The following is an 11,550-nucleotide window of genomic DNA, read 5'->3' as shown; positions in this document are numbered from 1 at the left end:
AGCGGAAGCATTTGACTGATTACCCATTTGAAAAATGGGCTGGATTTTTTCAAATTCAGATGTGCTTTAGCACATTAACGGGCACGAGCAGATTTCCAAAGGAATATTTGCGAGTCTCCTTATTCTGTCTATGACCGATTTACTCTACTCCGCCACTTTTTTAAGTAAGTTTTTTGATTTTATTAGTAAGTTTTTAATTATCAAAAGTAATATCTATTTATAAGAATTATTACTTTAATATTTAGTAAAACCTTTTATACAAGTGGGTTGGGTTAGCGGTCGTTTGGAGAAATTGCGGGCAGCAATTTTCCAAAATCCGACCGCGTTAAGAGTCGCCACGGCGAATGAGTGGCGTCCTTTAATCCATATTTTGACTATTAAAAGACTTCGAAGAAGGCTTTCTAAAATTTACTAAAGCAAATTTTAGATGTGTGAAACACATTTAATAACATGAGCAAATTTGCTTTAGCAAGATTTGCGAACCCGACGAGCAAATTTTTGGTGGGGTGCGGGGTGAAACCCCGCAAAGCCTTGATTGTTTTAAGTATAATCGCTTATATTTTTGAAATTGACTATCACCCCTTCTTCATCTTCCTCTTTTGAAACTTCAGCAGTATCTTTTTCAAGTATTTTGCTGAGTAAGTCCAAAGCCCTTAGCTTATCGTAAAACTGAAGCTTTAGTTTCCCTCCGGTAAATTCCACCGATTTAATGGCTCTGTCTTCCAAATCAAAATCCTTTAGTTCCAGCCCCTCACTCTCTACAATGACCACGTCAGAAAGATTATGAAAAGCAATTTTTTTAACTTCTTCTATAACATCGCTTAAGCTCAAGTCTTCTTTTGTCTCATCTTTTTTCAAATAATCCCTCCTTACATAGCAGTACAAAAAAATAAGCACCGACGTGCTTATTTAATCTAAATGTTATCATCCCTAAAGGGAAAAAATTCACCAAGTATTTTTACATATTTAAACATTAAAATACAATTAATTTAATATATACTTATTAAATACGCCAAGATATTATGATAAAATGTAAATATAAACATTAAGGGGTAACAAAATGAAATTTGACAAAAATAAGACTTATGCTCTCGCTCTCGGAGGAGGAGGCGTCAGAGGCGCCTATGAAATCGGAGTATGGCGAGCTTTGATAGAAGAAAATATAAATATAAGATCGGTGTGCGGCACAAGTATAGGAGCCGTGAACGGTGCCTTGGTAGCACAGAAGGATTTTAAAAGGGCGATAAAGCTCTGGACACAGATAACTCCCGAGACCATATACAACAAAGACAGCAACATGGTGGACAGGATAAGGGATATATCCAAATTGGAGGAAATACTGAGAGCCAATCTGGATGAAGAGAAGATAAGAGAAAGCAATATAGACTTCGGCGTCGTTACTTTTAATCTTACGACATTGGAGCCTATAATCATATTCAAGGACGATATGCCAAAGGGCAAGATGATAGATTATATCCTTGCAAGCGCAAATTATCCTATATTCTACAGGCAGGAAATAGACGAAGAGGTGTTTGTAGACGGGGGAGTCTATGATAATCTTCCGAGAGGTCCCCTTGCAGACAGAGGCTATAAGGATATAATCGAAGTCGATATAAATCCTCCTCTAAGCAATATCACAAAGAAAAAGGTAGCGGACGACGTGACCGTCCATACCATAATAAGCAAGCATACTCTCTACGGACAGTTTTTATTCAACAGCAAACAGCTGAAGGAAAATATAAATAAGGGATATTTGGATACGAAGTTATATAACGACGAATATCTCTCAAGTCATTATTATGTAAATAGACCGGCTGATAATTACGATATATCTCTTAAGCCGAAGGATATATCAAGGCTTATAATGGACGACAGGTTTGCTAATTTTTTTATCAGCGACAGAAGGATAAAGAGTTATATAGAGTTTGTCAACGATTATTATAAAGACAGGAACGGATACGACTACGGGGATATCCCTATCAGAGACGAAAGATTTTTTATGGCGGCACTTGAAATAACCGCGGACGTTGTGGGACTGGATCCGATAAAAGAGTATTCATACGAGGAGTTCAGACTCGAAGTAATAAGGGAAGTAAATGAACTTATATTAAACGAAGGAAAGATATCTTCACTCTTGGACGAGGGGATATTCAATCTTGCAATGAGTTCGGATATGAATTTCGACAAGAAAACGCTTCTTTCTCTGCTAATTTTTGCAAGCAACAGGAGTTCTCTTATCGAATCTATCTTATATACCACTTCACCTAAAATAACCATAGCATTCATTACATCTTTTATTATAATGAACCGACTTAATTACGATGATTTTTCTCTTATGCCTAAGATTATCAACAAGAAAAAATCCGATTTTTAAGGCGAAAACCCGAAATATCCCGAAAGTTATTAACATACCAACAGGTTATCCACAGTTTTCCACAATAAAACATGGATATTTCACCTTTTGAACGTTTTTTTATATTTATTACATTTTGGAAGAAATTTGTAGGGGAATCGAAGAGGCACCGCCTCTTACACCCCGCAAAGTTTTTTCTAAGTAAAATGAAATTAATGAAACTTTTATATAATAATTAAGATTTAGATATGTAAGACAATAAAAAAAGAATGCAGTCTCATTCTTTTTTGAGGTCTTTTTTAGTATTAAAATATAAAAGTTTCCTTTTATTTAGTTCAGGTTAGCGGTCACTTTAAAAATCTCGGATAGCATTGAAAAGTAACTCACAAATATTCCTTAGAAAATCCGATGCATTAAAAACTGAGGAATCGTATTATTCATCATGCTAAAGCTTGAATAAATTTAACAAAAGTTAAATCTATATGTTCTAATGAACAGTGAATAGTCAACTCAGATTGCGTTAAAAACTACCACGCTAATCGTAAGCGGTTAACATTTTAATAATATAAATTTTTTAGCTTAAGAAGTATAAATAAAAAAAGACCTTGCTTTTATATATTTGAAAACAAAGCTTTAAATAAATTGAATATGACAGACAATCCTAAATTTAATATTCTTTTATATCTGTTTTTTACTCTTCTTATTTCATATAAAGTTGTTATTAACTATAAGATAAATAACTTTTTTAGGTGATATGCGGTTGATTGACATCAGTAAGTTTAATATCTCTTCTGCCGAAGGCTAAGCCACCACGGCTTGAGTGGAGATTTTTTCGTTCTTTTTTATCTTAAAAAAAGAACATATAAACTTTTCAGGTAATATGTGGTTGATTGACCTCAGTAAGTTTAAATAGATAAAAAGAGCATTTTCATTCTTTTTTTGTGTTTTATATCTAAAAGTTATTTACTATCAAAAAGTTTCCTTTTTATTGGGGGTGGATAGCGACTGTTTCACAAAATGCGGGCAGCATTTTGTAGAAAATCCGGTAGCGTTGAAAGCCGCCGTGGCTTGAGTGGAAGACTTTTTTTCATATTGTGACTATTTGAAAATTTCAAAGAAATTTTGCTAAGTTTAATTTATTAAACTTAGGCATGCTTTAGAATGCTAAATAACATGATTTCGAAGTTATGCTGTGCAGCAAATTTGCTTTAGCAATATTTGCGAATTAGGGCGAGCAAAGATTTAGCGGGGTGAAAGGGGCAGCGCCCCTTCAGAAAAGATGGTCGCCCTTTAGGTCGAAATCTAAAAGATAGTAAGGCGTAGCCCTATATAAAAAAGGTCTTAGGAAAATCCTAAAACCTTTGGGGTTTAATGGGCATCGCCCTTAATATTCTTTTAATGGAGCTGATAGTCGGATTCGAACCGACGACTTACTCATTACGAATGAGTTACTCTACCAGCTGAGTTATACCAGCCCACAAGTTATATTTTAATTAAAAAATCATTAAGTGTCAATAAGTATTGTTTACTTATTTGAATTTTCGTATATAATTTAATTAAGAGGTGAGAAAATGTTTAACTTTATCAAAAAGAAAAAGACGGGGATATGCTTCAGCGGAGGCGGAGTGAAAGGTTTTGCTCATATCGGAGTTATAAAGGCTTTGGAAGAGAATGGTATCAAGTTCGATATGGCTTCGGGAAACAGTGCGGGAAGTATCGTAGGTGCTTTGTATGCCCTTGGGATAAGTGCCGATGAAATGCTTGAATATTCTTTGAGTATGGAAGTAAGGGATATAATCAATTATAAAAGTGTCAGGAATAAACTCAGCTTCGATTCCGCCAAGGATTTTATAAATTCTTTTAAAGGGATAACCCTTTCTCCCGCGATAGATTCGGAGAATATAGAAAAGTTCTTTTTGGGTATCGGAGGAGATAAGCTGTTCAGCGATACTCTTATACCTTTCTGGGCGGTGAGTACGGACTTGAAAAGCGGTAAGCTCGTTGTCATGGATAAGGGAAGACTTGCAACTGCCGTAAGAGCCAGCAGTGCAATACCCGGAGTGTTTACTCCCGTTGTGAGCGATAAATATACTCTCGTCGACGGGCTTGTTTTAAATAATATGCCTGCGGATATATTGAAGGACAACGGTGCCGACAGGGTGCTTAGCATAAACTTGAAGAAGTATTCCAAGATAGGTACCGACAGCACGAAGTACTTCGATATGCTCTTCGCTACCATAGATATAATGGCTGACAGGAGCCTTTACGACGGTATCAACGCTTCTGATTTGGTGATAAATCCTTATTTGGAAGATACGAAGCTTACTCTTGACGATAACTATATAAAACAGGTCTATGATTTTGGGTATAAAGAAGCAATGTCTAATATGAATGAGATAGTTAAGATGTTTGGTAAATAATTATTTTAAGTCTATAAAAATTATTATAATATTTTAATTGTTAACTTAATATTTCTTATTGGAGTTCTCAGGCACCGCGTCCGGCGGTGCCATTTTATTTATATTGTACAGACCAAAAACTCCAAAGGAATTTTATAAATCTTAAAGTTTACTAAGGCTTCACTGAGTAAAGCTTAGAGACCAGCGAGACTGTGAAATTATGCCGTTATGTAATTGACATTTATGGTCATTTGGTAATGGTTTTAATATATATTTAGAAGCTTGCCTTTCTTAAATTTAATTCGCAGTATAACTTCGCAGCCATGTTATTCTATGTGTTTTTATTTCTAAATGTCATTAATCAAAATTTAGTAAGTTTCCAGTAAAGTCTTACTATAGTCTTACTATAGTCAAAAATGGAGAGTTGTAGAGGACCCTTGTATAAATAAGTGGTGAACGGGACTTACCCTAGTACCTTGTTGTGATAATAAAGGTTTCTGCTTTTGTCTTAAATACTAAACAAATATTTGAGGTAGTATGTGAAAACATCGAGCTATAGAATAATGGGAGAGCGGTTTTTTTTAATAATTTATGTAAAATTTAATTGTAGTTTTATGTTAAAGGCGATGTTTGAAGCTCATCATTATAATATTATTGACTAGATTTCCTATATAGGATTTAATTTGGTTTGATTTCATATGAATTAAAATCAGGGTATGAAAAAATATATAATAATATCAGTTTTTTTAATTTTAAGTAAATTTTGTTAGAATGTGCTTGAAGGTTGAGTGAAAATTGATTTTTTATAGCTGTTAGCTGGATTTTCTTTAAACAATTTACTTGGTATGACTATTGATCTTATAATGTTTAATGTATTTATTAAATCCTTTAAGTGTTTTTTTTAGTATCATTATATCCTATATTTTATCGAATAATGAAAAGTAAGTATGCGGGCGCGGATTCTGCTTTAGCAGGCGTAGTGCCCGCCTTTTTTTATTTACTTTCGATATTTGTTATATTTATTAAAGAAAAGCAAATGAAAGAGTAAAATCGTTGACAAAATTTTTAAAAGAGAATATAATAAATTATTAGATAAATAAAGAAAAGGTGGTGAAGAAAATGGATGCGGGAAGTAGTATCAGCACTGAACCTGGAGGGCGTATTATAATCAGTTTAGGACGTACTGCTTTAAAAGTGCGTTCATTTTCGAGCTAATTAAATATACTCCTAAGGTTTAGTTTTTGCATTCAATTCAAAAACATGAACAAAGGAGAATTAATATTAAAACTTTTAGATTGTCGTGACTTCAGAAGGATAAAAGATGTACTAAAAGAAATGAATTTTGCGGATATCGCTCTTCTTTTTAATGAGATACCATTGGAAGACATTCCGCTTATTTTTCGTGTTCTGCCAAAAGACACGGCAAGCGATGTATTTGCAGAACTGGATAACGATATCCGGGAATATCTTATAAAGTCTTTCAGCGATGACGAATTGAAAGAAGTTTTGGATTTATTATTTGTAGATGATACCGTAGACATTATAGAAGAAATGCCTGCGAGTGTAGCAAAGAGGATATTAAAGCATACCGACGCTAAAACCAGAAAGCAGATAAACGAAATCTTGAAGTATCCCGAAGACAGTGCGGGAAGCATCATGACTACGGAATTCGTATCTTTAAAAAAAGATATGGATGTATATGATGCATTTTTAAAAATCAAAGCGACGGGTATTGACAAAGAAACTATCTATACCTTATATGTCACGGACTCTAAAAAGAAACTTATCGGACTCGTCTCCACAAAGGATCTTCTTCTTTCAGATATGGAAGATAAAATAGAAGATATAATGGAGACCAACATTATTTATGCAAACACTCTCGAGGACAGGGAAGAGGTCGTTAAGCTTTTCCATAAGTACGATTTGCTCGCTGTACCCGTGGTGGATAATGAAAAGAGACTAATCGGTATCATAACCGTCGATGACGTTATCGACGTAATCGTTGAAGAGGACACGGAAGACTTTGAAAAAATGGCTGCCATGACTCCGAGTGAAGACACTTATTTCAAGACATCAGTCTTTACTCATGCAAAGAAGAGATTTGGCTGGCTGTTATTTTTGATGTTATCCGCGACTTTTACTCAAACGATAATAACTCACTACGAACTGGCTTTCGCCGTCGTTCCCATTTTGGCTTCGTTCATTCCGATGATAAGCGATACCGGAGGCAACTGCGGTTCACAGAGTGCTACAATGGTTATTAGAGGGATGTCCCTGGATGAGATAAAGCCTAAGGATGTATTAAAGGTAGTAAAAAAGGAAAGCGCCATTTCCATAATGGTGGGGATAGTGTTGAGCCTTGTAAACGGACTTAGGATAATCCTTACTTATCACAATATAACTTTGGCTGTGGTATTGGGGCTTACCCTTATATGCACCGTCTTTATGTCAAAGATACTGGGTTGTATCCTTCCAATTTTGGCAAAGATAATAAAGGTAGACCCGGCGGTCATGGCATCTCCGCTTATTTCAACGGTGGTGGATGCGTGTTCGCTTATAATATATTTTAGGATAGCAATGAGCATATTACACATTTAAAGGAGGGGTAAAATGGAAGAAAAAATATTAAGACTGTTAAATGAAAGACGTTTTTATGAACTGAAAAAGTACTTGGAAACATTAAATCCAAACGATATAGCACCTCTCTTTGATGAGATACCCATGGAAGACGTGCTCATAATCTTCAGGCTGCTTCCAAAAGAAACGGCAGCAGAGACTTTCGTTGAAATAGATAACGATAATCAGGAATATCTTATAAGGGCTTTCAGTGATGAAGAACTTAAAGAAGTACTTGATTTATTATTCGTGGACGATACGGCGGACCTTGTAGAGGAAATGCCCGCAAATGTGGCAAAGAGAGTACTCAAGCATACCGACGTAACGACAAGGAAGATGATAAACGAAATACTTAAATACCCCGAAGACAGTGCGGGAAGCATAATGACTACGGAGTTCGTATCACTTAGAAAAGATATGACAGTCCTTGACGCTCTTAACAAGATAAAGGCTACGGGGGTAGACAAAGAAACCATATACACCTGCTACGTAACGGATAAGACAAAAAAACTTATCGGGCTTGTATCCACTAAGGATATCCTGCTTTCCGATATGGATGAGATAATAGAGGATATAATGGAGACCAACTTCATTTATACTCATACCTTGGCGGACAGGGAAGATGTAGTAAAGATGTTCGATAAGTACGATTTACTTGCGGTACCTGTAGTGGATAAAGAAGACAGGCTCATAGGTATCATAACCGTAGACGATGCTATCGACGTAATCAGAGAAGAAAACACCGAGGACTTTGAAAAAATGGCGGCTATGATGCCAAGTGAGGAAAGTTACTTCAAGACTTCGGCTTTTACTCATGCAAAGAACAGGATAATGTGGTTATTGTTTCTGATGTTATCCGCAACCATGACTCAAGCGGTCATAACACATTATGAGGCGGCTTTCGCTACAGTTCCGCTCCTCGTTGCATTTATCCCTATGATAACGGGGACAGGGGGGAACTGCGGTTCACAAAGTTCAACGATGATAATCCGTGGGCTCGCCCTCGATGAAATAGAGCCTAAGGATATATTCAAAGCCATGCTCAAAGAAGGGGAGATAGGACTTCTTGTAGGCGTTTCCCTTGCGATAGTAAACGGGATAAGGATAATAATATTCTATCACGATACTATTCTCGCTTTGGTACTCGGTATAACTCTCATAGCAACTATCATAATGGCGAAACTCATGGGGTGTGTTCTTCCAATTGCTGCGAAGAAACTTAGGCTCGACCCTGCGATAATGGCGGCTCCGCTTATTACGACCCTTGTGGATACCTGCTCAATACTCGTATACTTCAATGTTGCGCTTAAAATTATGAATTTATAGTTTCTTTTTAAAGAAACTATTTTTTTATAAATCCATATCATATACTCCAGATCTGTAATCTTTTGAATCATACATTCCAAGTTCAAACAGTGAAACTTTGTTATTTAGTTTTTCTTCTTGTTTTTTAGTTAAGTTATTAGATAAATCGTTATATTTTTCTACATTATTTAATTTTAATTTTTTTACATCTTTTAGATGCTTTTTCATTTTATTTCGTTCTTTTAAATTCAGTTTAAGATACACTTGCAGATTAGATGGGAAAATATAGCTGTGATCTAAATAATTAAGTCTTTCTCCTTCTTTAAAAACTGACTTTTTTAAGTTCATAACAGGAACCAAGCTGGTTGTTGATTCTAAATAAAATTTTGTATTTTTAAACTTATATTTATTTATTAATTTTTCTTGTTTTGCTAATAGGCTTTTTAATGATTTTTTGTGTGCAATTTGCCATTCCTTATATCTATTTTCACTTTTGTTTTTAAGATTAAGTGCTCTTATTGGATTATATAACCACTTTAATCTTATTTGATCATAAATTTTACTTAAATCGTTAAAATGTTTTTCTCTTTCTTTTGGATCATCAGATGTATTGATTAATACTCCAATATTTATCCACAGACCTTGATTAACATCTGCAGGAAATGTTCTTCTATCTCTGAAATAAGTATAATTTAGTTTTAATTTGGAGTATGGGAAATGATAATTATTATTTGAAATTTTATTTTCCAAAAAATAAAAATGCGTTAATTCTTTTGGAGCAATATTGATGAATTTATTGTAATTTTCTTCATCCATTAATACTGTCATATCATCTCTCCAAATTTTTGCATATTCTTCTGTATCATTTGCTTTATATAAAGCATCATTTCCGCTAATATAATAAATAATATTATGTTTTTTGCAAATATTATCTATTATGTCTAACATATCAAGTGATACTTGTTTTACTTTTTTTAGTCTGTCACTGTCCAAATTCATAATCAAATATTTTACGTATTCTTTTGGAAGTCCGTATTTTTCGGCATATGGACCTAAATCCACTCTTTTCCACTTATGGTGTGAAGTCCTTTTTTCTCTTGGAAATATTTCCATATAATTATTCCCGTATAATATTTTTAAAAAAGTATCATAATCTTTTAAGCATTTTACTGTTAAATTTTCAAAAGGAACATCTATATATTCATTTTTTATACTTGCAGGGAATCCACCAAAGTTACCGTTGACGATGGAAGTATCTATTATGAAATCAGTCGTTTTGTTTCTTTTATAATAATATTTTGCATATTTATCAAATTTCTTTAAAAAGTAATTATAGTCTTTTTTATCTACAAATTTTTTTGCCATTGCTTTAAAAGATTGTGGAACATGATTTGTAATTCCATACCATTTATAGTAAGTTAATACTTTAGTCCAATATATCTGCTTAGAAAAAAATGCTCTTTTTAATTTGTTGTTTGGTAAATAATCGTGTATAAAAATATCAATAAAGATACAGTGATTATTGCCGCTAAGTTCCATTGACTTATTGTTAAGTATAGTATTTTTTATCATTAATCTTGGAGTAAATGAGTAAAATTCAGGATCATTTTCGATGCATTGTAAATGATATTTATCTTCATTTAATTCATATTTTGATACTTCAAGGAATTTTTCGAATTCTTTTCTATCCATATCAATATCAATATCATCATCCCAAGGGATATAACCTTTATGTCTTATAGCTCCGAGGCATGTGCCGCCACCAAGGGAATAATTTATATTATGCTTTCTGCAAATTCTATCAATTTCAGCCAATGCTTCCAGTTGTATTTTTCTTATAACGTTTAGTACTTGATCTTTCTTACTTAATGTCATTATAATCTGTTTTCTTCCTTTCTTATTCTCATAATAGCTTTGAATATTTCAAGTTCTGCCGGAGTTGTTATTTTTAGATTCATTAATTCCTCTTCTTCTACTATATAAATTTTTTTCCCAAGGGTATGTGCAAGTGAAACATAACATGTACTGAATCTTTCATCATCAAGTATATCTTTTTCCATTGCTTTGTTATAAGTAAATTCAAAATCTTTTATTGTCATAGATTGAGGAGATGTGCCAGCAAAAATTTGATTTTTACTAAATCTTTCTTTTACCTCTTTATTTTCTGCTATAATGTAATTCCCCGTTTTATTTGGTATCCCCGGAAGAGTCGGTCCGTTTTCTTTAACTGATTGTATGACATTACTTATAACGGTATCAAAAACAATAGGTCTAACGCCATCTTGTATAAGAATGATATCATCTTCATTTATCTTTAATTCTTTTGCTTTGTCATATCCGTTTTTAATAGATTTTTTTACTGTTTTGCCGCCAGGGACAACGCCTACAATTTTTTTTAAATTAAATTCTTTTATTTTATCTTCGACAAAAGGAATATAGTCTTTTAGTGTAACTATAATAATTGCATCTATTTCCGGATGTTTATCATAATGTTCTATACAATAAAATAATACAGGTTTTCCTTCTACTTCAATAAATTGTTTAGGAGAGTTTTTGTATTTTTCTCCCATTCTTGTACCTATGCCACTTGCTGTAATTATCGCAATATTCATTATATACTCCTTTAATTAAAAATATTTTTTATTATATCATGCTATTAATAATATTGCAAATTATTATATTATTAACATAACTAATAAAAAATAATAGAATATTAAAATATAAATAATAAACCTCAAAAGCCCCATTAAAGCACATCACTAAATGAAAATGAAGTCCTTTAAAGAAGCTTTAAGTTATTATACTATTCTAATTATAATCTTAAACATAAAAAAAACCCCGCGACTACCCGCTCTCCCAGTCCGTCTCCAGACAAGT

The 11,550-nt window shown here is 33.5% G+C and carries 7 protein-coding genes and 1 tRNA gene; 4 read left to right on the top strand and 4 right to left on the bottom strand.

The window, feature by feature from the left end; all coding sequences use genetic code 11:
- Positions 1-540: 540 nt before the first annotated feature.
- Entirely contained in the window at positions 541-858 is a 318-nt protein-coding gene (locus Q0516_RS01780; RefSeq protein ID WP_257481252.1) for a terminase small subunit, read from the bottom strand.
- Positions 859-1,060: 202 nt separating this feature from the next.
- On the opposite strand from Q0516_RS01780, the gene Q0516_RS01775 reads away from it, so the two are divergent.
- Positions 1,061-2,374 carry a patatin-like phospholipase family protein gene (locus tag Q0516_RS01775; RefSeq protein ID WP_294468783.1) on the top strand — a complete coding sequence of 438 codons (1,314 nt, stop codon included), beginning with the start codon at positions 1,061-1,063 and terminating at the stop codon, positions 2,372-2,374.
- 1,378 nt (positions 2,375-3,752) lie between these two features.
- On the opposite strand, the gene Q0516_RS01770 is transcribed toward Q0516_RS01775, so the two are convergent.
- Positions 3,753-3,828 (bottom strand) — tRNA-Thr (locus tag Q0516_RS01770).
- A gap of 96 nt (positions 3,829-3,924) precedes the next feature.
- Between Q0516_RS01770 and Q0516_RS01765 the strand changes: the two genes are divergently transcribed.
- The 3 genes from Q0516_RS01765 (at position 3,925) to mgtE (Q0516_RS01755) (ending at position 8,694) form a co-directional block, all read left to right on the top strand.
- Positions 3,925-4,773 carry a patatin-like phospholipase family protein gene (locus Q0516_RS01765; protein ID WP_257481216.1) on the top strand — a complete coding sequence of 283 codons (849 nt, stop codon included), beginning with the start codon at positions 3,925-3,927 and terminating at the stop codon, positions 4,771-4,773.
- A gap of 1,239 nt (positions 4,774-6,012) precedes the next feature.
- The gene (gene mgtE, locus Q0516_RS01760; RefSeq protein WP_294468782.1) at positions 6,013-7,350 is read left to right on the top strand and encodes a magnesium transporter; all 1,338 of its coding nucleotides are present in this window, start codon (positions 6,013-6,015) and stop codon (positions 7,348-7,350) included.
- 12 nt (positions 7,351-7,362) lie between these two features.
- The gene (mgtE, locus tag Q0516_RS01755) at positions 7,363-8,694 is read left to right on the top strand and encodes a magnesium transporter (RefSeq protein ID WP_257481218.1); all 1,332 of its coding nucleotides are present in this window, start codon (positions 7,363-7,365) and stop codon (positions 8,692-8,694) included.
- Positions 8,695-8,718: 24 nt separating this feature from the next.
- On the opposite strand, the gene Q0516_RS01750 is transcribed toward mgtE (Q0516_RS01755), so the two are convergent.
- Both Q0516_RS01750 and Q0516_RS01745 read right to left on the bottom strand, forming a co-directional pair.
- Entirely contained in the window at positions 8,719-10,548 is a 1,830-nt protein-coding gene (locus tag Q0516_RS01750; RefSeq protein WP_294468781.1) for a LicD family protein, read from the bottom strand.
- Positions 10,548-11,285 (bottom strand): 2-C-methyl-D-erythritol 4-phosphate cytidylyltransferase, encoded by a 738-nt coding sequence (locus Q0516_RS01745; protein ID WP_294468780.1) that lies wholly within the window; start codon positions 11,283-11,285, stop codon positions 10,548-10,550. Before Q0516_RS01745 ends, Q0516_RS01750 begins: the two co-directional genes overlap by 1 nt.
- Positions 11,286-11,550 lie beyond the last annotated feature (265 nt).

The sequence above is a fragment of the uncultured Anaerofustis sp. genome, from assembly GCF_938029165.1.
Taxonomy (GTDB): Bacteria; Bacillota; Clostridia; order Eubacteriales; family Anaerofustaceae; genus Anaerofustis.
The sequence above is the reverse complement of the archived record's forward strand: the minus strand, read 5'-3'. Positions and strand labels throughout refer to the sequence as shown.

Coding starts and splice junctions, on each gene's coding strand:
- Q0516_RS01775 (WP_294468783.1), top strand. CDS start 1,061: ATGAAATTTGACAAAAATAAGACTTATGCTCTCGCTCTCGGAGGAGGA.
- Q0516_RS01765 (WP_257481216.1), top strand. CDS start 3,925: ATGTTTAACTTTATCAAAAAGAAAAAGACGGGGATATGCTTCAGCGGA.
- mgtE (WP_294468782.1), top strand. CDS start 6,013: ATGAACAAAGGAGAATTAATATTAAAACTTTTAGATTGTCGTGACTTC.
- mgtE (WP_257481218.1), top strand. CDS start 7,363: ATGGAAGAAAAAATATTAAGACTGTTAAATGAAAGACGTTTTTATGAA.
- Q0516_RS01750 (WP_294468781.1), bottom strand. CDS start 10,548: ATGACATTAAGTAAGAAAGATCAAGTACTAAACGTTATAAGAAAAATA.
- Q0516_RS01745 (WP_294468780.1), bottom strand. CDS start 11,285: ATGAATATTGCGATAATTACAGCAAGTGGCATAGGTACAAGAATGGGA.